Origin of the sequence: Burkholderia sp. MSh2 (assembly GCF_000731655.1) — a bacterium.
Classification (GTDB): Bacteria; Pseudomonadota; Gammaproteobacteria; order Burkholderiales; family Burkholderiaceae; genus Burkholderia; species Burkholderia paludis.
The window spans coordinates 37152-60614 of the sequence record NZ_JPGM01000047.1 but is presented as its reverse complement, the minus strand read 5'-3'; the positions used below and the strand labels follow the sequence as shown (position 1 = coordinate 60614).

Sequence of the window (23463 nt, the reverse complement as noted above, 5' to 3'; positions counted from 1 at the left end):
AGGCACGCAGGCACGCAGGCACACACGCACACACGCACACACGCACACACGCACACACGCACACACGCACACACGCACACACGCACACACGCACTCGCGCACACACGCACTCGCGAGCCCGGTGCGGTATGCCGTGCGGTGACGCGTGCACCGCGCTCGTCGAACGCCGGCGACAGGCCGAACCCGGACAGCGCACGAAACCGCGTCAGCCCGGCCCGGCCTGCCGCGTGCGTTTCCCCGTCTGCGCGCGCAGCAGCCGCTCCATGGCCGAGCGCAGCTTGTCGCTCGGCACCGGCTTGTGCAGCAGCATGAAGCCGCCGTGTTTCGCACCGCCGGGCCGGCGCGCCATCGTGTCGCCGGTGATCAGCATCGCCGGAATCGCCGCGTTGTACTCGTCGCGCAGCCGCGTGATCGCGCCGATTCCGTTCTCGTCGCTATGCAGGTGCAGGTCGCAGATCAGCAAGGTCGGGCGGATGTCGTCCGAGGCCAGCTGGGCGATCGCCTCGCTCGCCGACGCGGTCGCGACGACGCGGTAGCCCCATTGCGCGAGCAGGATCGACATGCCGGTGCGGATGGCCGATTCGTCGTCGATCACGACCACGAGATGGGCGGCGGCCGCTGCCGCATCGACGGCGATCTCGTCCACGACGGGCGTGGGCGGGCGCACGGTTGAGGGCATGCGCGCCACCTGCAGCTCGAAGCACGACCCCTGCCCGGGCTCGGAGCGCAGCATCAGCGGGCAATCGAGCAGCTCCGCGAGGCGCCGCACGATCGCCAGCCCGAGGCCCATGCCCTGTTCGTGCCCGCGGCCGTGATGGGTCAGCTGGTAGTAGTCGTCGAACACGCGGCTCTGCTGATCGGCGGGGATGCCGCGCCCGGTGTCGATGACCTGCACGCGCACGTGCGTGAGGGTGCGCCTGCAGCCGACGACGATGCGTCCGGCGTCGGTATAGCGCACGGCGTTCGACAGCAGGTTGCGCACGATGCGTTCGAGCAGCACCGGGTCGGAGTCGATGACGATGGAGCTGCGCACGTACGACAGTTGCAGTCCCTTCGCATGCGCATCGACGGCCACGTCGCTGCACACGCGCTCCAGCACCGTGCCGATCGCGAACGGCCGGCGCCGCACCGGCACGACGCCCGCGTCGAGCCGCGAGATGTCCAGGATCGCGGTGAACAGTTCGTCCATCGCGTCGACCGACTGGTTGATGCGCTCGACGAGCAACGCGCCGTCGGGGGACATCGGCACGTGCCGCAGCGCGCCGACGAACAGGCTGAGCGCATGGACGGGCTGGCGGAGGTCGTGGCTCGCGGCCGCGAGAAAGCGCGACTTGACGTGCGACGCCTCGGTCGCGAGGTCCTTCTGCCTGCGGAAGTTCTCGGCGAGCTGCGCGGCGCGCCGGCGCTCGCGTTCGGCCACCCGTCGTGCATCGATCAGCTGCAACTGCATCTCGATCTGGTCGCGGAATTCCTCGACGAGCCGGATGTACCGTTCCGAATACGCGTTCTCCTTGCAGTCGAGCACGCAGATCGTGCCGAACGTCGTGCGGTCGGGCCAGTGAATCGGCAGGCCGAGATACGACACCATGTTGACGCGCAGGTCCGGGTTGTGGCGCCATTGCGGCGACTGGCGCGCGTCGGGCACGACCAGCGAGCGATCGCTGTCGATCACCGCTTCGCAGTAGAGCCCCGAGCCGGACAGTTCGGCCGACTCGCCCTGGTAGAACGGATTCGCTTCGTTGCGGCTCGCCACCACGACCTGGATGTCCTTGCCGACATGACGCATGATCAGCCCGGCCGGAACGCCGACGATGTCCGCCATCAGATCGACCAGGCGCTGCCAGCGCTCGATCACGTCCGCGGCGAGGTCGAACGGACCGTCGTGATCGGCTGGCGCGTCGGACGATGCGTGCCCGGCCGTGGGGCGAGGCGTGGAGGCCATCTGTGATCCCGCTGGCGATGATGATAAAAAAAATCTAGGCCATTCGCGGCGGGTTGGCAATTCACGCAATGCCGGTCAAGCGCCGCCGCGCCGTCCGGATCGGCTCGCGGCAAGGGCGCTCAGATCAGCCCGGCCTTCCTGCCGGCCGCGGCGGCCTGGGTCCGGTTGATCACGTTCAGTGCCTTGAAGATCGCCGTGATATGCGCCTTGACGGTCTTTTCGGACAGGCCGAGCTTGTCGGCGATGACCTTGTTCGGCACGCCTTCCGCGAGAAAGCGCAGCACCTCGATCTGGCGTTGCGTCAACGTCGCGTCGCGCAGCGCGGGCGGCGGGCTCGCGACGGCGTCCGGCTGCGGCGCGGCCTGCTCGTCGAGCAGCAGCGGCGGCACGTAGCGCTCGCCGTTGAGCGCGATCCGGATGGCGGACAGCAGCGTGCGCGGGCCGGCGGACTTCGGCACGTAGCCCATGGCACCCTGCGCGAACGCATTGCGCACCGCGCTCGAATCCTCCGACGAAGAGAGCACGATGACGGGCAGCCCCGGGCGCAGCTTCGCGAACACCGCGAGGGCTTCGAGCCCGTCCATGCCGTGGAGTTTCAGGTCGAGCACGATCGCGTCGAGATCGGTGTGCCGGTCGAGCATCCGCACCGCGTCGTCCGCATTGCCTGCCTGAACGACGATGGTGTCGCCATCTTCCTGGCGGAGCAGCATTTCCACGCCGTCCCGCAGGATCGCGTGATCGTCGACGATCAGAATTTTCATTGGGACGATGAAATGTGGGGAGGCCGGTGCGGATTGATGATGAGCGAACCGGATTGTACAAGACGAAAGTCTTAATACTAAAGTCCCGTTTTCCCGCTGTTTATCCTGCATTTGTCTTGCGCCTAACGTCGCGTTTACATTCGACGCGATATCGCCGAGACTCAATCGCAACGGTTTGCAATTCAGGCGGAGTCGAGGCCGCCGTGCGAGGCGTCGCGAGCATCGTCGCGACGCTGTCCGCGACGCCGGCGGCCGCGCCGGAATGGAAGGGCTGCGCGATGCCGGCACGTGATGCACATCGTGCGGCGTGTCCAGTGTCGATGCTTCGCACTGCAATAAGAAAATAACGATCCGTAATAAGTTTTTTCTCGGCACGCGTTATGACGATCGTGCATTGATCCTGATCGCGCATCAATCGAGGTGAACGATGGAACTTGTCAACGACAGCGATGCAATGTGGGAAGTGAACATGTCGTATCTGTGCCTGGCGCAGCGGCTGCTGCAGTCGGATCGCGCGACCGGCATGTTCCGTCTGGGTGTGAACGCCGATGCCGCCGACGCGTTGTCGGCGTTGTCGGTGAAGCACATGAACGACCTCGCGTCGGCGGGGCAGCTCGTCTGCGCGTTGCGCCTGAGCCGGTGCGGCGTGATCTCGGCGCTGACCCGCGCGACGGGGCCCGTCGACATCGTGCGCCTGCACGCCGCGATGACGCTCAGCGGCCTCGCGCTGCCCGACGAGATCGCGCGATGAACGATCCGGCCAGACGGCACGGCCTCGCCGACGATGCGCAACGGACGATGCAGGCGGTGGCGCTGATCCGGCTCGGCGCGCGTCTGCAGATGCTGGAGATCGAGTGCGCGCTGCCGCGCGACCGTCTCGCGCGGCTGTACCGCGAGGTGCGCGGCGTCCCGGCGCCGAAGGGCATGCTGCCGTCGTCGACGGACTGGTACATGACGTGGTTCGCGAATCTGCACGCATCGCTGTTCCATGGCATTTACCGTTTCCTGCGCAACGAGGCGGGCTGCTCCCGGGTCGACGCGCTCATCAAGGCCTACACGCTGTATGCGGAACACGGCGGCGCGGCCGGCCTGGCGCTGCCGCTCGACCTGACGCGCGCGTGGATGCTCGTGCGCTTCGTCGACTGCGGCGTGCTCGACCTCGCGTCGTGCGCGCATTGCGGCGCGTCGTTCATCACGTATCGCTATGCGCTGCGCCGCCATCGGGCCTGCGTCGCGTGCCGGTTGCCGCCCCGCGCCGGCAAGCGCACGCGAATCGATGGCGCCGTGCCGTGCGCGCTGTGCGACGACCCACCGGCGACGGCCCTGTCCCGCCGCGAAGGCGGCACGTCCGCGAGACGCGCGAGACGCGCGGGCGGGGCCGGCAGATGGCCGGGAGAGCGCGATGCAGGCTAGCGGAGCGGGCGAGGCCGCATGCGCCACGGGTTCGCCGGAACCCGGGGCCGACCTCGCGAAACCCGGCGGCCTGCCGATCCGGCAGTGGATGCGTGCCGGCGTCGCGCTCGTCGTGGCGCTGACGGCGGTCGCGTGCGGGACGAACGTCTGGGACAGCTATCGGCTGTACCGGCAGGGCAGCCTCGATCTGCGCGACTTCGGGCAGGTCGAACGCGCGATGGTCGCGTTGAATCGGGTCTCGGCCGAACGCTGGCCGGCCAATGTGCTGCTCGCGCATCGGCGCAGCGACGCGGCGGCCGACGTGGCGGCCGTGAGCGTTGCACGGGGGCGCTCGGACGAGGCGCTCGATGCGCTTCGCACGCAGCTCGAGCAGTCGGGCGTGCTCGATGCGCTCGAGCGCGGGATCGCGCTGCATGCGATCGAATCGATCCGTACCGAGCTGGCCGACGCGCGGCACGAGATCGACGTGCTCGCCGCGCAGCCGTCGAGCGCGCGCGCGGTGTGGCAGATCCAGTCCGCGCAGGACCGGATGGTCGCGGCCGGCGACGATCTGGCGACGCTGGCGCGTGACGTGATGGCGAGCGCCGCGATGCGCCATCCCGATACCGCGAACGCGTTGATGCTCGCGTACCTGCTCGGCGACCTGCGCGAATACACCGGGCGGCTCGGCGGGCTGTTCGTCGCGTCGCTGACGCGGAACACGCCGCTCGACGACGAGCGGCTCGCGCGCATTCTCCAGATGCGCGGCCGCATCGTGCAGCTCCGTGCGCTGATTGCCGGCGCGATCGCGCCGCAGCGCGCCGACGCGACCCTCGCGAACGATTTCGCGCGGCTGAACGACACGATGGACGGCAGCCTGCTGCCGCTGGTGTCGGCGACGATCCGCGCGGGTCGCACGGGCCGCTATGCGATGAGCGCCGAGGATTTCACGCGGCGGATCATGCGCGACCTGCGGCCGGCGGAGCAATTGCGCGACCGCGTGCTCGACGTCACGCGGTCGCGCGCGGTCGAGCAGCGCAACGCGGCACGCCTCAGGATGGCCTGGTCCGCCGCCGAAGCCGCCTGCTGCGTCGTCATCCTGATCCTGCTCGTGCGCGGCACGCAGCGTACGCTGTCGAAGCCGCTCGACGCATTGAGCCGCGGTATCGTCGCGCTGAGCCAGGGCGACCCGTTGCCGCTCGTCGCGGTGCCGGGCAAGGGGCCGGAGATCGCGCGCCTGAACGACGCGCTGGACCGGTTGCGCGGCGCGTACGCCCGCCGCGAGGTGCTCGAGCGGCAGCGCAACGACATGCTGACGCTGTTCTCGCACGACATGCGTGCACCGCTCACATCGGTCGTCGTGCTCGTCGGCGCCCCGGAACCGTGCCAGTCCGACTGCACGTTGCGCGAGCGCCTGCACGAGATCGGCAGGCTGGCGCGCCATACGCTGGCGATGGCGGACGGTTTCGCGCAAGTGTCGCGGGCCGAGGCCGGCGAGTACGCGCCGGAGCTCGTCAACGTCGCGGACCTGATGAACCAGGCGCGCGACGAGGTCTGGCCGCACGCCCGCGAAAAGGACATCGACGTCGGCGACGTACCGCCTTGCGAGGACGCGCTCGTGTACGGCGATCCCGTGCTGTTGTCGCGCGCGCTGGTCAAGTTGCTGGGGAATGCGGTCGAGTACAGCGCATCGCATACGCGCGTCGAGTGCCGCGTCGGGCTGACCGAGGACCGCGCGTCGGTGCGCTGCGTGATCCGTGATCGCGGCTACGGGATCGCGGCCGAGGATCAGGCCAGACTGTTCGAGCGCTACCAGCGCTTCCGGCTGGAAGGTCAACCCGATTCCAGGGGCGTCGGGCTCGGGATGGCGTTCGCCAAGGCGGTCGTGGAGCGCCATCGCGGTGAGATCGGCGTCAGCAGCGCCGCGTGGAAGGGGACGACGGTGACGGTGACGTTGCCGGCGGCGGGCGCCGGCGCGGGCGACGCGGCGGACGCGATGCGTTCGACGGCGGGCGGGGGCACGTATGGATGACGCGCGGCCTCCTCGCCGGCGCGCGCGCGCCGCCTCCTGCCGGGCCACGCGGGATGCGGCACCTCGACGGGCGCGGCGGTGCGCTGCGGCATGGCGGTGCCGCCGGCGTCCGTCCCGGGCCGGCTCGCGGCGGACGCCCGGCCTTCTCCCCGGGCCGGCGAAGTCGGCCCGCGACCGCCGCGCCTGCGGGACGCCGGCGGCGGCGCGCGTCGTCGGTCAGTACGCCGAGTCGCTGCCGCCCTGGTCGGTCACGATCGCCACGCCCGAGCTCGTGCCGAGCCGGGTCGCGCCGGCCGCCAGCATCGCGAGCGCGGCGGCGCGGTCGCGCACGCCGCCGGACGCCTTCACGCCGAGCACGGGGCCGACCGTGCGGCGCATCAGTTCGACGTCCGCGAGCGTCGCGCCGCCGTGGCCGAACCCCGTCGACGTCTTCACGAACGCGACGCCGAGATCGCGGCACATCTCGCACACGCGCACCTTCTCGTCGTCGGTCAGCAGCCCCGTTTCGAGGATCACCTTGAGCGGCACCGCGCCGCACGCGCGATGCACCGTTTCGATGTCGGCCTTCACGTCGTCGGCGCGGCCGCTCTTGAGCGCGCCGAGGTTGATCACCATGTCGATCTCGCCGGCGCCCGCCGCGATCGCGGCCGACGCCTCGAATGCCTTCGCGGCCGACAGCGCCGCGCCGAGCGGAAAACCGACCACCGCGCACACGAGCACGCCGGTGCCGGCCAGCTCGCGGGCGGCGAGCGGCACGTTCGCCGAATTCACGCAGACCGAGTAAAAGCGATGCCCGGCCGCCTGGCGGCAGAGCTCGCGGATCTGCGCGTCGCTCGCGTCGGGCGCGAGCAGCGTGTGATCGATGGTTTGAGCGAGTTGGGCGTTGGAAAGCGGCATGTTTCAGGACTCCACGGGGCGTGTGCCCGAACGGCACACGGAAAGTTGATGTTTTCACATCGGTTTGTTACAAATACGACATTCCGGCCGGGCCCACGCGCCCGGCACGACAAGCGACGGATGCGACGGGCACGCAGGATACTGGCATGGAAACGAAGAAGGGCGAACGAATCAAGACGTTGATGAACGTGCTGCAAGGGCAGAATGCGATTCATCTGAAGGAGGTGGCCGAACTGTTCGGCGTCTCCGAAATGACGATCCGCCGCGATCTCGCGGACAACCCGCACGGCCTCAGCCTGATCGGCGGCTACGTGACGCGCCACTTCGCCGCGCAGCGCAGCGACATCGGCGAGTACGTGGTCAGCACCGAGAACGACCGGCAGACCGAGGAGAAGCGCCGCATCGGCAAGCTGGCCGCCCGGTTCGTGACGACCGGCGACACGATCTTCGTCGACTGCGGCTCGACCACGCCGTTCGTCGTCGATTTCATTCCGGACGACCTCGAATTCACGGCCGTCTGCAATTCGCTGAACGTGTTCGCGAAGCTGCAGCAGAAGCCGCATTGCAACGTGATCCTGTGCGGCGGCGCGTATCACCGCAAGAACATGGTGTTCGAGTCGGTGGCCGAGACGGGCATCCTCGACACGGTGCGCGTGTCCAAGGCGTTCATCTCGGCGGCCGGCGTGAGCGACCGCTGCGGCGTCACCTGCTTCAACTTCCACGAGGTCGACGTGAAGAAGAAGGTGATGGCGCGCGCGCAGAACCGCTTCCTGCTCGTCGACCACACGAAGTTCGACGAAGTGCGCGCGGCCTATTTCGGCGAACTCGCCGACTTCAACTACGTGATCTCCGACGGGCAACTGAGCCGCCGCTACGAAACGGCGATTCGCGAACACGGGATCGCGCTCGTGACCTGACGCAGGGCGGCCGCGCGGTGCGTCATGCATCGCGTGCTTCCGCCGCGCTCAGGTAACCGGTGACGACTTCGAAGCGGCGCGTCGCGCCCGGCGCGAGCGCCGCGACATGGCCCTTGCGGCGCTCGGCCTCATAGCCCTCCGGCTCGCAGGTCGACGGCAGCGCGAACGCGGCGACCTGCTGGTCCGCGTTGTGCAGGATCCAGCGCGTCGCATGCGGGAACTGCTCGGGGCGGTACGCGGTATGGAAGGCGCCGCCGTCCGGATGGGCGAGCCGGAAATGCGCGATGCCGTCCGCGTCCGTTGCCGCGCCGTTCATGAAGAACACGATCTCCGGATCGTACAGCGCGGGCGTATCGAGCACATGAAGCCGCGCCGGATCGCGCGCGAGCGCGGCCGTATAGTCGCGCCACGCGGCGGTCGGCTTCACGTGCGCGGGCACGCTGTCGCGCAACCGCAGCGCGCCCGGCGGCAACGCCTGCACGAAGCGGCCGCCCGGCACGTACGCGTAATTCAGGTGCGCCATGTACATGAGATCCATCGGCGTGCCGCCGAGGTTCGTCACGGCCATCGCGATCGTCATCTGCGCATCGTGCGCGGCGAGCCGCACCGACGGACGCGCGATGTAGTGGCTGCCGAAGCCCTGCACGTATTCGTATTCGCCCGTCACTTCGACGCGCGCGCCATGCGCATCCGCATCGACGACGAGGCTCGCGCGGTCCATCGGCGCGCACGGCATCTCGCCGTGCAGCGCATGCGTGTCGTCCGGCCCCGGGCAGCCGTTGCGCAGCAGGCCGCTGTGAAACATGAAGCAGCCGTAGGTGTCGAGGATCGACGCCGCGCGCTTCGGTTGCCGGAACATGTGCTTCATCGTCAGGTCGCGGCCGTCGAACGCGGCGGCCCAGATCATCTGGCCGAGGTAGGGCAGCACGACGAGATGGCCGCGGCGGTTCTCGAGTTTCAGCGCCTCGACGCCTGACGGATACGCAAACGCGGTGACGGTGAGGCCGTCGGTGCGGTACAGCGTGCGCGGGGTGTCGCGGAAGTCGTCGCGCCGCAGTTCGATCTCGCCTCGCATGCTCACGCTCCCGACGTGTTGCGCGTGGCGGCGTAGCGCGCGGGCGCGTGGCCGTCGGCGGCTGCGTCGGGCGTCGCGGCCGGCAGGTGGCGCAGGCAGTAGAAGCCGTAATGGACGATCACGACGAAGCACGCGAGCGGCACGACGAAAGCGAGCTGCATGTTGCCGCCCGTGTGATCGGAGATCAGGCCCTGGATCAGCGGCACGACCGCACCGCCGACGATGCTCATCACGAGGATCGAGCCGCCGTATTCGGTGTCCTTGCCGAGCCCGTCGATCGTGAGGCCGTAGATCGTGGGCCAGCACGGGCCGAGGAACACGCTCACGCCCACCGCGGCATAGACGGCCGTGATGTTGTGCACGCCGATCGTGTACGCGAGCAGCGCGATGCACAGGATGCCGTAGACGATCAGCACCTTGGCCGGGCCGACGCGCTTCATCACGAGCGTGGCGATCAGCTTGCCGACGAAGAACGCGAAGAACGTCGCGAGCAGGTAGTGCGACGCGCCGCGCTCGCTGAGGCCGCCGATCTGCATCGCGAGCCGGATCGTGAAGCTCCACACGCCGACCTGTGCGCCGACATACAGGAACTGCGCGACGACGCCCGCGACGAAGCGCCGGTTGCCGAACAGGCGCGCGAGCGTGCCGCGGGCGTCGATCCGGTGCGTGGCCGCGCCGGGGCCGTTGCCCTTGCAGGCCGGATAGGGCGTGAACGCGAACACGATGAACACCGCGACGAGCACGACGACCAGCCACTTGTACGGCTCGAGCGTGGCCTGGATCATCGCGAGCTGGTGCACGTGCGCTTCGGCGGCCGACATGGCCGCGAGCTGCGCATGAGACGCGTCGTTTTCCTTGAAGATCAGGAGGCTGCCCATGTAGACGCCGGCCATCGCGCCGAACGGATAGAACGTCTGCGAGATGTTCAGCCGCCGCGTGCTGGTGTCGCGCGGGCCCATCAGCGTCGAGTACGAGTTCGACGCGGTTTCGAGGAACGACAGGCCCGCCGCGATCACGAACAGCGCGACGAGGAACATCCCGTACTTCGCCATCGACGCGGCCGGGAAGAACAGCAGGCAGCCGGTCGTGTAGAGCAGCAGCCCGACCAGGATCGTCGTCTTGTAGCTGAACTTCTTCACGACGGTCGCGGCCGGAATCGCGAGGAAGAAGTAGCCGAGGTAGAACGCGGACTGCACGAACGCCGATTCGAAATCGGACAGGAAGAACGACTTCCTGAACTGCGCGATCAGCACGTCGTTCAGGTTCGCGGCGGTGCCCCACAGCGCGAACAGGCAGCACAGCAGCGTGAATGCGAATAGCGGCGTGCGGTTCAGGTAGTAGCCGTCGGGGGTGTGTTCGATTCTGGCTCGGCCCATGGGTGTCTCCTTCCCGGGTGTCTCGTCGATGAAGGCGCCGTTCAGAAGCCGGCGTCGCGGAGGAAGCGTTCGAACGTCGCGGCGTCGGCGTACGATTTCTGCGTGCCGAGGCCCGTGACCGAATGCGCGGCGTACGCGGACGCGTAACGCATCGCGTCGAGCGCGTCGCGCGATGCCGCGTAGCAGCGCGCGAAGCAGCCGATATACGCATCGCCGGCGCCCGTCGTGTCACGCGCGTCGACCGGCACGCCGGGCACGTGCCGCACGCCGTCGTGCGATACCAGCAGCGAACCGTTGCTGCCGAGCGTGACGAGCACGTGCTTCAGCCCGCGCGCGACCAGCGCTTCGGCGGCGCGCACCGCGGTGTCGAGCGAATCGACCGGCATGCCCGATACGATCGCGAGCTCGGTTTCGTTCGGCACGAAGAATTCGACGGTGCGGATCCGCTCGAAATCGAGATCGGCCACCGCGGGCGCGGGATTCAGCAGCACCGGAATGCCGTGGCGCGCACCGAATTCGATCGCGTGATAGACGGTGTCGAGTTCGATTTCGAGCTGCAGCACGATCAGCGCGCATGCGGCGAGCTGCGGCGCGGCCGCGTCGATGTCGGCCGGCTTCAGGTGGCGGTTCGCGCCCTTGACGATCAGGATGCTGTTGCTCGAATCGGGTTCCACGAAGATCGGCGCGACGCCGCTCGGCACGCCGGCGACCTTGCGCACGTGCGTGGTGTCGATCCCTTCCCGCTCGAAGTTGCGGATGGTGTTGTCGGCGAACACGTCGTCGCCGACCTTCGTGACCATCACGACGCGTGCGCCGAGACGCGCGGCCGCGACGGCCTGGTTCGCACCCTTGCCGCCGCAGCCGAGTTCGAAGTTCGGCGCTTCGAGCGTTTCGCCCCGGGCGGGCATGCGTGCGACATAGGTCACGAGGTCGACCATGTTGCTGCCGATGACGGCGATTGTCTCCATCTGCGTCTCTTCCTTGGTATGGGCGCGCCACGAGCCTGTGCGGCGGTGGCTTGCTGAATATGATAATAAAATCACATTTAGTGTGAGAATGCAATCTTGTGATGTTTGATATGTCACTTTCTGAACGGGCGACGGCACGACGCGGGGGTGCCGGAGGCGGGGAGGCGCTCCGGCTTTTCGATCCGATGGTGCGGAGGCGGACGAGACGACGCGCCGTTGCGGCGCGGCCATGCCGCGGGCGTCGCGCCGGGCGAACGCGCGGGATCGCCGCGTACGCCGGGCGAGGCCGAGCCGGCGGCGCTTATGCGGGGGTGTTCGGGCGGGTGCGCATCGCGGTCACGCGTAGGCGGCGATCAACGCATCGAGATTGCGGAGCGCAACCGGCGTGAGCGGTGCGAATTCCGCCGACTGAAACAGCGGAACCTGCGCTCGCAGATGTTCAAGCGCCTGCCTTCGGCCCGTGCGGAATGCTGCTGACGGCGCATCGGGGTCCTGCACCCACTCGCGTGCGATCGCGCGATCGTATGCGCGCAGCCGCTCGGGCGCGGACGCGAGAATCGCGAGATCGGCGTCGAGAAAAATCCGCCCGGCGCGTTGCAGCGCCGGATCGGACGTGAGCGCATCGGGCAGGCGGTGCGACTTCGTCGCGAGTACGAGATCGTATGCCACGCGCACGTGCGATGCGTGCGCATGCAACCAGGCTTCGCTGCAGTGCGCGTCCGTGACGGTCACGAGCCATTGCGCGCTGTGCGCTTCGTTGTCGGCATAGCCGGGCGTCGTCGTCGCGTAGACGAAATCGTGCGCCCAGACGGCGAGCTCGATGGCCGGCCACAGCGGTTCCGCACGAAACGGCGCGAGATGCGCGAACAGCTCGGCCAGGTGCGTGAGCGTGTGGTAGTGGCGGTGCGGCTCGCCATACGCGCGCTCGACCAGCGGCCAGACGGCGGCGGTGCCGAAGCATGCGTCGCAGGTCATGCGCAACGTGCGGGCGGGATCGGGGGCGAGGTCGGTCATGTGGTCGAGCGGCTCGGGCAGGCGATGCGCGCAGCATAGCAAACGCGGCGGCGCGTGCGATGCGGGTTGCGCGTCGGCAACGGCAGCGGCAACGGCAACGGCAACGGCAACGGCAGCGCGTGGCGGCATGTCAGCCGCCGGGCCGTCGTCGCCACGCAGGGCGTGCCTGCGGCGCGAGTCGCGACCCGCGCGAGCATGGCGCGACCCGCACCTCGCGCACTACACGTTGACGACGCCGCGCCCGAGTTCGATCACGCGCCCGCCGACGCCGATCGTGCCGGTTGCACTGACCGACAGATGCAGCAGGCAGGGCCGGCCGACGGCTTCGCCCTGTTCGACCTGGAACGCGGCGGGCAGATCGCGGCGGTTGGCGAGCAGCCAGCCGCCCAGGTTCGCGCAGGCCGAGCCGGTGCCCGGATCTTCCGCGAAGCCGCCGCCCTGTTTCGCGAAGAAGTAGCGGGACACCACTTTCCCCGGGCGCTCGGCGTCGAACGCGAACACGTAGGCGGTCTTGCGGCCGAGACTGCTTTTCGGCCAGGTCTCGAGGCTGGCGCCGTCGGGCTGCGCGCGGCGCACGGCATCGACGCTCTTGAGCGCGATCAGCAACTGGTCGGCGCCGGTGTCGACCCAGAGCGGCGGCGCGAGCAGATCGCTTTCCGCGAGGCCGAGCAGGGCCGCCGTCCGCGCATCGGACAACGCGCACGCCGCCGTCTTCGGCATGCCGGCATGCGGCGCGGTGAATGCCCACACGTCGTCGCGCGCACGGACGTCGACCACGCCGGCCTTGAATTCGAGCGCGAGATCGTCGCCCGCATCCAGCAGGTCGCGCACGACGTGCGCGGTGCCGAGCGTCGGATGGCCCGCGAACGCCATCTCGTAGCCCGGCGTGAAGATGCGTACCCGCGCATGCGCGCGGTCCGACGGCAGCACGAAGGTCGTCTCGGACAGGTTGAACTGCACGGCGAGGGCGCGCATGGTCGCCTCGTCCATGCCGCGCGCATCTTCGAATACGCAGAGGGGGTTGCCGCCGAAGGTGGATTCGGCGAACACGTTCAGCAGGCGGAAAGCATACGAGGTCATGTGAGGTTCGCGTGAGGGTGACGATGGCCGTGCCCGGGCCGGGAGGCGGACGAGCACGGGCAGGGGGAGCGTGCCGCTCGATGCATGCGGCGCCGCGCGGGTCAGCCAGGCTGGCCGGGCGGCGCGAGCATCGCCTGCATGTCGGGATGCTTCAGGACTTTCCGGTATTCCGCCGGACTCAATGCGTCGATCAGCACGCGCCCGCTCACGTCCGCCTTGATGTACTCGACCGCGAGCAGCGCGATGACCGGATTGGTCGTCAAGGTGGCGTGATCGGCAGAATGATCGCCGAATTCCGCGACCACGGCTTCGGTGTCGTCCGCCACCGCGACGGCGAGCCGGCGCCCCGAGAGCCTGAGCCTGGCGCTGGCGCCGCACTTGGCCATGTCGTAGTGGCGCGGCCCGTTGAGCGTGCGATTGCCGTAAACCGCGACGTGCGTATCGACGCCCCGCGCCGCGGCCGCCTCGAGCAGCGGCCCGAGGTCGTCGAGTTCCTCGTCCCATACGCCCGCGAACAACTGCGCCTTCGCGCCGACGATGACGCGCGCGAATGCGCTGGCGATCGCTTCCCGCCCGCTCAGCGACCAGACCAGCCCGGGTTCCTGCTGAACCGGCAGCCGGTCGAGCGCGCCCGCGGCCAGTTCGAGATCCGCATTGAAGCGTGTGCGCAAGTCCTCCAGCAGCGACCGGTGCGGCACGGCCGCATAGCGGACGGGCTCGGACCGGTTGACGAGCACCGCGCCGCGCGCTTCCAGGCGCGCCAGGGTTTCGTAGATCTTCGACGGCGGCATGCCGGCGCGCCGGCCGACTTCCGCGCCGGTCAGCGCGGCTTGCCCGACGAGGGCCGCGTACGCCTGCGCTTCGTACTGGGTGAAGCCAAGCCGGATCAGCGACGTGATCAGCTCCGTGTTTTCGCTCATGTGTATCGGCTCCGGCGCCTGCTTTCGCGGCCGCCTGCAACGCATCCCTTGATTAACTACTGCGGTAGTATACAATCGCCATGACTTACTACCCAAGTAGTAAGTCATGTTCCTGAACCTGACCGGAGGGATCTTCAAGATGTGTCAACGAATCAGTACCGGCTCCCCGTGGGAGCCCAAGGTCGGCTACTCGCGCGCGGTGGTCGTGGACAACACCATCTACATTTCCGGGACGGCCGGCAAAGGAGACGACGTTTACGCGCAGACGCGCGACGCGCTCGCGACGATCGAGCAGGTGCTGACGGGCAGCGGGTTTTCGCTGGCGGACGTCGTCCAGAGCCGCCTGGTGGTCGCGGATTTCGACCATTGGGAAGACGCGGCGCGCGCGCATGGCGAGATCTACGGCGAGATCCGGCCGGCGTTCTCGCTGGTGCATGCGCTGCCCTTCGTCGATCCCGGGATCCTGGTCGAAGTCGAGGCGATCGCGGTCAGGGCCGCGGCGTGACCGACGCCGGCAAGCGCGCGCCGCTGTCGCGCGCCGCGACCGCGGTGCTGGCGCTGGCGGCCGGCGTGGCGATCGCCAACGGCTATGCGTTGCAGCCGTCGCTGTCCGCCATCGCGAGCGAGTTCGGCGTCGCCGCGTCGCGCATGGCGGATCTCGCTTCGGTCACGATGCTCGGCTATCTGGCCGGCCTTGCGCTGCTGGTTCCGCTGGTCGACCGGTTCAGTCCGCGCACGCTCGTTCCCGCGCAGATGGGCGCGCTCGCGCTGTTGCTGGCGTGCGCGTCGCGCTCGCCCGGGCCGCTCGCGCTCGACGCGGGCTTCTTCCTGGTCGGCGCGGCAACCACGGTGGCGGCGCAATGCAGCGCCGTCGCCGGAAAACGCGCGGACCCGCAACGGCGCGGCGCGGCGATGGGGGCCGTGTCGGCGGGCATCTCCGCCGGCATCCTGCTGAGCCGCTTCGTGGGCGGCGTGCTGTCGCAAGGGTGCGGATGGCGCGGCGCATTGCTCGTGCTGGCCGGATGCGTCGCGCTGGCCGCCGTCGGCGCCGCCGTGCTGTTGCCGGGCGGCCGGCCGCAAGGGCGCCCCGGCCACGCGGTCGCGATCGCCGCCATGCCGCGGCTGTTGCGCGGCAGCGTCGAGTTGAGGCGACGGACCTGCGCCGGCATGCTGTGGTTCTTCGCGTTCAATCTGGTCTGGGTGGGGCTCGCGCTGCGTCTGGCCGGGCCGCCGTATGGGCTGGGCGCCGCCGCGATCGGCGCGTACAGTCTCGCGGGCGTGCTGGGCCTGGGCGTGACGCGGGTCGCCGGGAAACTGGCCGACCGGTTCGGCGATCGCGCCGTCATTCGCGGCGGGCTCGGCGTGGCGGCCGTTGCGGCGTTGCTGCTCGGTGTCGCGCTCGGCCGTCCCGGATGGCTGGGCGCCGGGCTGGCACTGTTCGACGCCGGCTGCTTTGCCGCGCAGGTCGCGAACCAGGCGCGCGTCGTCGCGATCGAGCCGGCCCGGGCCGGCGCGTTGAGCGCCGCGTATCTGACGCTTTACTATGCGGCCGGCGCCGGCGGCGCGGTGGCTGCGGGGCTGCTCGATGCGCGGGTCGGGTGGGGCGCGATGATGATCGTGACCGCCGCGGCGATCGTGGCGGCCGGGTGGATCGGGTCCGCGGCGGCGAGCGGCGCGGCGCGGAACGAGCCGACGTCCGCCGGTTGAGCGCGTGCGGACATACGTGCGCGATCGCGCCGGACCTGCCTTTTTCTCGCATGACTGCGTGCTTCGCCGATCGGCGGTGAGCCGCGCCCGGCATTCACCTGCCCGCGACGTTGGCGGACAGGCCGGCGCCGGGGCCGGCAGTTGCGCTCGGGCGCGCGCATCACGAATCCCGAGTCCGGCGACAGGCGCGTCGGCTCGCACGGCGAAAGGCTTCCTTCGATCCCGCGCGGCGACCGGGCGGCCACGCTGTCCGAATACACGCATCCGCGCTGCCGGCAGATCGCCGGCATGAGCATGGCGTACCCCGTGCGAATTCACATTTGGCGATTGTGCCCGGCGTGGCCGAACGCGGCGGCGGCCGGTCGATCGCAGGGGCGTGTCATTGCCGGATCACGGGAAGCGAATCAGAATAGGCCGGTACCGCGGGGAGCGCGACCGATGAAGGATATCGATCGCGCGCCCCGGAACATCATCGAGTACACGTCACCGGAAATCGAAAAAAACCGGCGTTGAAGCATAAAAAAGGGAATTGCAATGAACGTGAGAGAGCTTCGCAACAAAAAGGAAAATGTCTATCACTGGCTGATGATGGTGATCGGAGCCATTCTTTGGCTGGCGATCGCGCAACTGGTGTGGGACTACTGGGATCATCCGAGATTTGGCGCAACGGTCCGTATGTACTTCGGATACGCCGTTGCGTTCGTGGTGTTCCGCTTGGTGGCCGGCGTGATGTATCGCGCGATCGCATTCGGAAACATGGTGCTGCTCGGCCCGTCCCAGTTTCCCGAGATTTACGCGATGGTGGAAGCGGGGGCGAAGGAGATCGGTCTGAGTGAGCCGCCGAAGACGTTTATTTACAATTCGAATGGATTGTTCAATGCGTTTGCCCGACGCATCCTGGGCAGTCGCTACGTCTTTCTGACATCGGCGCTCGTGCAGGCAAACAACGATGCGCAGGTGCGCTTCGTGATCGGGCATGAAATCGGCCATCATGCTGCCGGACACCTGAACCCGTGGTTGAATTTCATCAAGCTGCCGGCGCACATCGTTCCGTTCCTGGGCAAGGCCTATTCGCGCGCAAGGGAGTACACCTGCGACAGCATCGGCGCGTATCTGTCGAAAGATGCCCATGCATCCCGCCGCGCGTTGCAAATGCTTGGATGCGGCTGTCAGCGGCTGAACGATTCCATGAACTGCGAGGCGTTCGTCGCGCAAGAGGACAGCGTGCCGGAGATTGCCGGATTCATCGTCGAGATTTGCAGAACGCATCCGCGCCTGACGCGACGCGTCTCCGCCATCAATGCGTGGTCGAAATATGCGGGCGATGGCGAACCGACCTTCGACATGACGTTGCCGGCCGCGCAACGGTAATCGCGAGGCCCGCGGCCGAAAGCGTGTTCGCGGGCCTGACGGGCAACCTTGACGGCATGTCGATCCCGATGCGGCGGGGCAAGGCCCGCGCGTCGTCGATGATGCCGGCGGCCCTCGCCGGCATCGCGATGCGCTTCACGCTGGCCGACAAGCCGTCGGGCAAGCGATCGACCACCGGCATCGCGACGACGTGCCGGCCCGTGCGTCATCGGGCCGTCCGCTCGCCGCGTCGAAGGCGAACCAGTTCATTTCGACCAGCGCTTCATCGCCCGGCTGAACGCGGACGTATTCTTGTACCCCAGTCGCGCGGCGATCTCCTTCACGGTGTATTCCTTTTCCGACAGATATCGCGACGTCAGGTCCTGGCGGACGATGTCGTACAGCGCACTGAACGACGTGCCCATTTCCTGAAGCTTTCGCTGCAGGCTCCGCATTGAAATGCCGAGTTGTTGAGACAATTCCGCGACGTCCTGGCACGTGGGATCGTCGTACATCAGGCCGAGCAGCCGCCCGATGAGGTCGGAGGGAACCCAGTGCGCCAGCTCGAATTCACGTTTGGCGCACGCCTTCCTTGCCGTTTCGAATTCGAGCGGATGGGCGAGCGGAAGCGCGATTTCCAGCGTCGATGCACTCAATTCGAGGTAGTTCTCGTCGGCGCCGAATTCGATCGGGCAGTTGAAATATTCCGCGTAAGACGCCGCGTGCGGCGGCTCGGGGTAGACAAACCCGATTCTCGAGAACTCGGGATTGCATCCGATCAGGTCGCGTATCTGCCGGCGCACCGCCGTAAATACCATGTCGGTGTTGACGACCAGCAGATCGGTGCGATAGGTGTAGCCGCCGACCGTAATTCTCGCGGTCTCGCCCGACGTGGTCACCCGTATTCTGAAATAGCTGATCCCGAGCAGCGGGTGCTCGAAGCCCAGTCGCAGCGCCGCGCCCAACGTCGGGCTTACCAGCATCGCGTGGCCGCGCAGGCCGTACGACGTCACCGGGATCGCATGGCCGATATGCAGTCCGATCGCGCTGTTGCCGGTTGCCTCGCGCGCATTCGCGAACAGCACCATTTCCTGTGCATGCGTCACCATTGCGCCGGGGCGTTCGATGTCGGAAGGAGAAATGCCGGTGCCTTTCAGCAGGACATCGACCGGAACACCCATGCGCTTCATCAGGTCGAGCGTGATGAAGATGGTGTGCAGCGGTGCTGGACATTGTGCAGCAGTGCGGCGAATCGCGTCGGCTACCGGCTTCATTCGATCCCTTGGATTCTAGTTCCCCAGCGACTTCGTAAACACGACCTGGCACCCGTACTCGTCCAGGTCGCCACGCTTCCAGCCCAGACGCTGGTAAAAGCCGTCGGCGCGCGAGCCGGGATCGGTCACAAGCGTGACCTGAGCCACGCCTTTCTCCGTCAGCCAGGTCAGCGCACGGGCGAGCAGCTCGCGGCCGATGCCCGCGCCATGGAAGGGCGGTGCCACGAACAACGCTGAGATGAACGGCTTTTCGGTAATGACCGGCAGGCAGATTCCGACGGCTTCGTCGTCATGCTCGCAGATCCAGCCGCCGCCCTGCCGGATCTTCTCGATCAGGAGGTCGCGGTTCAGAAGGTGGACCTGGTGGGGGTGAATTCTATTCTCGCGCACGGAGAATCGCACATCATAAAAGGCGCCGACATCGCGTTCGGTCATCGGGCGGTATTTCAGCTTCTCAGCAATGGCCATGTTTTTATTGCCTCTCTTCTCGTTATGTGAAATTTGCGTGCCAAAAAACTGCGCAACTATCTCACGATTTTTGCAAACACTCCACGATCGAGGATTATCGATCCGGACGAAGACGTGTCGCTGGCGGTTCGCGATGGCCGGCTGGCGCGGCCGGGAAGCCCTGCTCCCCACGCGTGCGATCCGGTAGAGCAGGGCAGGGGCTGGCGGCTGCGCCGCCGAGCGCCACGGATCACCGGCCCGGTGTCGGCGCATGGCCCGGTGCACCCTATCCAGTCATTTCAGCGCGACGATCGGCCGCCTTAAAATGCCGGGGCGGCGATTTCCGTAACGCGCGCGATCGGAAATTTCCGTATATGCAATAATTCTTAAAAAAATGCAGTATCGCAAATTTATAATGACGATGGCGCACAGGGGTAACACATTGGCGTAATCGGCACACGCGCCGACTATAAATGAGGCTGTCGATTTGGTACGCTTCTTGCCAATCGAACTGACTGATTTGAGGTCGTTGGCCGTGCGCCAAGTCTCCCTGCTCAATCTGCTGAAGTCCTGGCGGCCGATGGCCAACCCGACGCTGCTCGTCATGATGGTGGGCGTCGTCTTTCCGCTGATCGTCCTGGCGGTGGTGTCGCTCAGCGCGCCGCGCGATTTCGGCGGCGTGTCGTGGGGCGACTTCACCGCCCGGGCGTACGAGCGGATTGTCTTCGATCGGGACTGGGACGGGGCGCGCGTCCTTCAGCGGGGCTATCTCGCCATCTTCGCCCGGTCGATGACCATGGCCGTCCTGACCACCGCGGGATGTCTGCTGATCGGATTCCCGACGGCGCTGTTCATTGCGACGCGCTCCCTGAAGTGGAAAGCCATGCTGCTGATCCTGATCACGATTCCGTTCTGGACCTGCGTCGTCGTCCAGATGTACGGCTTGATCATCGTCATTGCGGACGACGGCCTCCTGAACCGGCTGTTGTCCGGCATCGGCCTGATGCACGGCCCGCTCGGCTTGCTCTATACCGATCTCGCGACGCTGATCGGCCTCGTCTATGCGTTCACGCCGTTCATGGTCGTGCCGATCTTCGCCGCGCTCGACGATTTCGACTGGCGGCTGGTCGAGGCGGCCTACGACCTGGGAGCCGACAAGTCGGCGGCACTGGCTCATGTCGTCGTGCCGTGCTGCCGTCCGGGCATCATGGCCGGAACCGGGCTCGTCTTCGTTCCGGCACTGGGTTCCTATACGATCCCGGGCCTGCTCGGCGGCAACCACGCGTTCATGATCGGCAACCTGATCGACTTCCAGTTCGCCGGCGGACGGGATTGGCCGCTGGGCGCCGCCATGTCGTTCGCGTTGCTCGCCATCGTGCTTGTGGCGATGCTCGCGTCGCGCCTGGGTTCGCTGTTTCAACGGCAGGAGCGCATGCATGATTTCGCCTGAGCTGCGCCGGTTTCCACTGACCGGGGCGATCGCCTGCGCGGTGCTGGCGTTCCTCTATCTGCCGATGCTGACCGTGATGGGGATGAGCTTCAACGCCGGGCCGTCCGCCCTCGTATGGGACGGGTTCGGGATGCGCGCTTACGTCGACGCCTGGGCCGATCCGACGCTGGTCCGCGCCGCGAAGAATTCGCTCCTGCTGGCGCTGGCGTCGATGGTGCTCTCCACCACGCTCGCGACGGGCGCGGCGGTCGCCTGGTGGTCGAGAGGCAACCGGCGCGGTTTCGACTCCGCGGGACTCGTCATTGCGCTGCCGCTCGTGATACCCGAGATCGTGCTGGCGATCGCGACCATGATGCTGTTCTCGATGTTCGAGACGGAACTGGGATTCGGCGCCGTGCTGTTTGCCCACGTGGTGTTTTGCGTACCGCTGGCCTACCTGCCGATCAAGGCCAGGCTCGCGACGATCGATCGCACGCTGCTCGAGGCAGCCGCGGACCTGTCGGCCACGCCCTGGGCCACTTTCCGTCAAATTACCCTGCCGCTGGCGCTATCCGGCATCGTCGCCGGGGCCTTGCTGTCCTTCGTCGCGTCGATGAACGACTACGTCACCAGCTACTTTCTCGCCGGCGCGGGCATGACCACCTTGCCGATGTACATCTTCGGCGCATTGAAGATCGGAATCACGCCGAAGATCAGTGCCGTGTCGACCGTCATCATCGGACTCTCGACGCTGCAACTGATGGCGGTCTGGATCATCGGCGCCCGAGGCAGGAAAAGATCCAGGACCCAGCAGTCCGAGATACACCACGCCAATCTACACGCAATAGGAACAGCATGAAAAAAACAATCGGTGCGATGTTGCTGCTTGCCGCTGTCTCGACCCAGGCCGCCGAGCTCCATATCGGAAGCTGGCCGAACATCCTGCCCGTCAACCTGCTCAAGAAGTTCCAGGCCGATACCGGCATCGAGACGACGCTCGACACCTATGCAAGCGATGCGGCGTTGACCCAGAAGCTGCAGGCGGGAGGAGGGGGATACGACGTCGTGGTGGGCGGCGACTACTACGTGCCGGTGCTCGTGAAGTCGGGCCTTCTGCTCAAGCTCGACAAGAGCAAGTTGCCCAATATCGCCAACATCAAGCCCGAGTACCGTCATCCGTCGTTCGACCCGCAGCGGGATTACGCGATGCCCTTCACGGTCGTCCTGACCGGGTTTGCCTACGACAGCGCGCGCGTGCCGGGCGGCCGGCTCGACGACAGCTGGAAGTCGTTCTTCGAGCCTCCCGAGGCGCTGCGCGGCGAGATCGGCGATCTGGACGTCGAGGAGGAACTGTACATGGCCGCGAGCTGGTATCTGGGACAGGACGAATGCACCGAGCGTCCCGAGGACGCGAAGCGCGTGCTCGATGTGCTGCAGAAGCAGAAGCCGTTCGTGAAGACGTACAGCAACGACGGCACGGTCGATCGGCTCGCGACCCGGCAGATCATCGTTCAGCACGTCTGGAACGGCGCCGCCGCACGAGCGCAGGACCGCCTGCCGACGATCCGCTTCGTGTATCCGAAAGAGGGCGTCCGGCTGTTCATGGACAGCTTGCTGGTTCCGGCAAAGGCGCGAAATGTCGATTCGGCGTACAAGTTCCTCGACTGGATGATGCGGCCCGAGAACATCGCGCTGGTGACGAACGCACTCCGGTACAGCAACGAGATTATCGGATCGGAGCGCTACATCGATCCCGCGCTGCACGACAATCCCGCGATCAAGACGCCGGAGCAGTACAAGTCGCGGCTCAAGCCTTACAAGATGTGCTCGCCCGCGGCGATTCAACTGCGCAACAAGGTCTGGCTGAAGCTGAAGAGCAATCAGTGATTCGCACCGGCCGTCGACGACGGACCGGATGAGTGATTCGCGCGTGCAGGGGTGGAGCCGGGCGTGACGATGCCGCGCTCCACTTCACGCAGCGCGCACCGCGCGAGGTGCGAAGCGGCGCTGCAAGACCGCGCGGCCGCGGACGATGCTGCGACATCGCCTGCGGCCCGACCCTGGCATACCCACTGAGGGACCACCATGGCTGACCGTATGTCACGACGACCCTGTCCGATCGAAGCGCATTGCGTCGGTGCGCCGGGCGCTGTCGCTGCCCGCATCGCCCGATGCGATCGTCGGCTCCGGCGGCGGTCGAACACGGGGTTGTCGAGCCGGCATGCAGTCGCCGACGGGATCTTGCGCGCCGGAGCGCGTTGCCTGCATGGGCCCGGACGGACTTCGAGCCGTCACTTTGCCGATGCGCGATTCCAGTCCGGCGAGGACACGTAGCCTCGGTCGCCGGCCGGTCCGTGTCCGGCGATGGGCAGGCTGTCGGCGCGGACGGTTCGCGATCGCTTGTTTCGATCGCGCCTTTTATTCGACGCGGCGCACGGCATCAGCTCGATATGATTCGGATACCTATGTTTAATTGTCGCGACTGTCGAGAGAAGACAGACGATTGACTTTCTTCGTTTCGAGAATACGATATGCAGAGCTACCGAGATTTGAAAGACCAGATTCAAAAACTCCAGACGCAGGCCGAACTTGCGCGTACTCAGGAACTGGCGAGCGCGATCAAGGAAATACAACGGTTGATTGCCGAATTCGATCTGAGGCCCGAGGACCTGTTCTCCAGGCCGAAGCTCAGGCCGCGCCCCGTCAAGCGCCGCGGTCCCGCCGCCATCAAGTACCGCGATCCGGAATCCGGTGCCCAATGGAGCGGGCGCGGGCGGGAGCCCCGGTGGATCGCCGGCCGCGAACGGGACCAGTTCCTGATTCACGACGCGCATGAGATCGCGGAGCGCGCGGCATAGCGGGCAAGCGAGGGGCGGGGGCGA

General features: G+C 67.2%; 22 protein-coding genes. 11 read left to right on the top strand and 11 right to left on the bottom strand.

The annotated features are described in order from the left end of the window. Nucleotides 1-205: 205 nt before the first annotated feature. The gene (locus tag GQ57_RS38305; RefSeq protein ID WP_052001495.1) at nucleotides 206-1942 is read right to left on the bottom strand and encodes a hybrid sensor histidine kinase/response regulator; all 1737 of its coding nucleotides are present in this window, start codon (nucleotides 1940-1942) and stop codon (nucleotides 206-208) included. Nucleotides 1943-2061: 119 nt separating this feature from the next. After that, complete coding sequence (locus GQ57_RS27330; protein WP_235215136.1) at nucleotides 2062-2814, bottom strand: response regulator; 753 nt, start codon at nucleotides 2812-2814, stop codon at nucleotides 2062-2064. Nucleotides 2815-3130: 316 nt separating this feature from the next. Here GQ57_RS27330 and GQ57_RS27325 point away from each other — a divergent pair, with 316 nt between their 5' ends. From GQ57_RS27325 to GQ57_RS27315, 3 genes are read left to right on the top strand one after another with little or no spacing between them, the layout of a single operon-like run. Next, entirely contained in the window at nucleotides 3131-3454 is a 324-nt protein-coding gene (locus GQ57_RS27325) for a flagellar transcriptional regulator FlhD (RefSeq protein ID WP_031403557.1), read from the top strand. Continuing rightward, nucleotides 3451-4116, top strand: coding sequence for a FlhC family transcriptional regulator (locus GQ57_RS27320; RefSeq protein WP_063934601.1), 666 nt, complete (start codon nucleotides 3451-3453; stop codon nucleotides 4114-4116). The genes GQ57_RS27325 and GQ57_RS27320 overlap by 4 nt, the downstream gene beginning before the upstream one ends. Next, nucleotides 4106-6127, top strand: coding sequence for a sensor histidine kinase (locus tag GQ57_RS27315; protein WP_235215135.1), 2022 nt, complete (start codon nucleotides 4106-4108; stop codon nucleotides 6125-6127). The genes GQ57_RS27320 and GQ57_RS27315 overlap by 11 nt, the downstream gene beginning before the upstream one ends. A 216-nt stretch (nucleotides 6128-6343) precedes the next feature. Here GQ57_RS27315 and deoC read toward each other — a convergent pair whose 3' ends face one another. Beyond that, nucleotides 6344-7024, bottom strand: coding sequence for a deoxyribose-phosphate aldolase (gene deoC / locus GQ57_RS27310; RefSeq protein ID WP_034199524.1), 681 nt, complete (start codon nucleotides 7022-7024; stop codon nucleotides 6344-6346). 146 nt (nucleotides 7025-7170) lie between these two features. On the opposite strand from deoC, the gene deoR reads away from it, so the two are divergent. Further along, nucleotides 7171-7941 carry a DNA-binding transcriptional repressor DeoR gene (gene deoR, locus GQ57_RS27305; RefSeq protein ID WP_034199523.1) on the top strand — a complete coding sequence of 257 codons (771 nt, stop codon included), beginning with the start codon at nucleotides 7171-7173 and terminating at the stop codon, nucleotides 7939-7941. Between the two features lie 22 nt (nucleotides 7942-7963). Here deoR and GQ57_RS27300 read toward each other — a convergent pair whose 3' ends face one another. The 6 genes from GQ57_RS27300 to GQ57_RS27275 all read right to left on the bottom strand — a co-directional run bounded on the left by GQ57_RS27300 (nucleotide 7964) and on the right by GQ57_RS27275 (nucleotide 14374). Then, a complete protein-coding gene (locus GQ57_RS27300) occupies nucleotides 7964-9016 on the bottom strand; it encodes an aldose 1-epimerase family protein (protein WP_031403552.1) in 1053 nt (350 codons plus the stop codon). Between the two features lie 2 nt (nucleotides 9017-9018). Continuing rightward, on the bottom strand, nucleotides 9019-10392 hold the full coding sequence (gene fucP / locus GQ57_RS27295) for an L-fucose:H+ symporter permease (RefSeq protein ID WP_034199522.1): 1374 nt from the start codon (nucleotides 10390-10392) through the stop codon (nucleotides 9019-9021). A gap of 41 nt (nucleotides 10393-10433) precedes the next feature. After that, nucleotides 10434-11360 (bottom strand): ribokinase, encoded by a 927-nt coding sequence (gene rbsK / locus GQ57_RS27290; protein ID WP_034199521.1) that lies wholly within the window; start codon nucleotides 11358-11360, stop codon nucleotides 10434-10436. 336 nt (nucleotides 11361-11696) lie between these two features. Then, nucleotides 11697-12503, bottom strand: a complete 807-nt coding sequence (locus GQ57_RS38300) for an HD domain-containing protein (RefSeq protein WP_152603361.1) — start codon at nucleotides 12501-12503, stop codon at nucleotides 11697-11699. Nucleotides 12504-12593: 90 nt separating this feature from the next. Continuing rightward, on the bottom strand, nucleotides 12594-13454 hold the full coding sequence (locus tag GQ57_RS27280; protein ID WP_034199520.1) for a PhzF family phenazine biosynthesis protein: 861 nt from the start codon (nucleotides 13452-13454) through the stop codon (nucleotides 12594-12596). Nucleotides 13455-13555: 101 nt separating this feature from the next. After that, on the bottom strand, nucleotides 13556-14374 hold the full coding sequence (locus tag GQ57_RS27275) for a TrmB family transcriptional regulator (protein ID WP_031403547.1): 819 nt from the start codon (nucleotides 14372-14374) through the stop codon (nucleotides 13556-13558). Nucleotides 14375-14513: 139 nt separating this feature from the next. Between GQ57_RS27275 and GQ57_RS27270 the strand changes: the two genes are divergently transcribed. From GQ57_RS27270 to GQ57_RS27260, 3 genes are all read left to right on the top strand, one after another. Next, the gene (locus tag GQ57_RS27270; protein ID WP_034199536.1) at nucleotides 14514-14879 is read left to right on the top strand and encodes a RidA family protein; all 366 of its coding nucleotides are present in this window, start codon (nucleotides 14514-14516) and stop codon (nucleotides 14877-14879) included. Beyond that, nucleotides 14876-16081 carry an MFS transporter gene (locus GQ57_RS27265; RefSeq protein WP_034199519.1) on the top strand — a complete coding sequence of 402 codons (1206 nt, stop codon included), beginning with the start codon at nucleotides 14876-14878 and terminating at the stop codon, nucleotides 16079-16081. Before GQ57_RS27270 ends, GQ57_RS27265 begins: the two co-directional genes overlap by 4 nt. 534 nt (nucleotides 16082-16615) lie before the next feature. Beyond that, nucleotides 16616-17452 (top strand): M48 family metallopeptidase, encoded by an 837-nt coding sequence (locus GQ57_RS27260; protein ID WP_052001493.1) that lies wholly within the window; start codon nucleotides 16616-16618, stop codon nucleotides 17450-17452. 245 nt (nucleotides 17453-17697) lie between these two features. On the opposite strand, the gene GQ57_RS27255 is transcribed toward GQ57_RS27260, so the two are convergent. Beyond that, nucleotides 17698-18705, bottom strand: a complete 1008-nt coding sequence (locus tag GQ57_RS27255; RefSeq protein WP_031403233.1) for an AraC family transcriptional regulator — start codon at nucleotides 18703-18705, stop codon at nucleotides 17698-17700. A 15-nt stretch (nucleotides 18706-18720) separates the two neighbouring features. Next, a complete protein-coding gene (locus tag GQ57_RS27250) occupies nucleotides 18721-19173 on the bottom strand; it encodes a GNAT family N-acetyltransferase (protein WP_031403234.1) in 453 nt (150 codons plus the stop codon). 583 nt (nucleotides 19174-19756) lie between these two features. Here GQ57_RS27250 and GQ57_RS27245 point away from each other — a divergent pair. From GQ57_RS27245 to GQ57_RS27230, 4 genes are all read left to right on the top strand, one after another. After that, on the top strand, nucleotides 19757-20602 hold the full coding sequence (locus GQ57_RS27245) for an ABC transporter permease (protein WP_031403235.1): 846 nt from the start codon (nucleotides 19757-19759) through the stop codon (nucleotides 20600-20602). After that, a complete protein-coding gene (locus tag GQ57_RS27240) occupies nucleotides 20589-21440 on the top strand; it encodes an ABC transporter permease (protein ID WP_034199518.1) in 852 nt (283 codons plus the stop codon). Before GQ57_RS27245 ends, GQ57_RS27240 begins: the two co-directional genes overlap by 14 nt. Next, the gene (locus GQ57_RS27235; RefSeq protein ID WP_031403237.1) at nucleotides 21437-22468 is read left to right on the top strand and encodes an extracellular solute-binding protein; all 1032 of its coding nucleotides are present in this window, start codon (nucleotides 21437-21439) and stop codon (nucleotides 22466-22468) included. Before GQ57_RS27240 ends, GQ57_RS27235 begins: the two co-directional genes overlap by 4 nt. A gap of 644 nt (nucleotides 22469-23112) precedes the next feature. Continuing rightward, a complete protein-coding gene (locus tag GQ57_RS27230) occupies nucleotides 23113-23439 on the top strand; it encodes an H-NS histone family protein (RefSeq protein ID WP_034199517.1) in 327 nt (108 codons plus the stop codon). Nucleotides 23440-23463 lie beyond the last annotated feature (24 nt).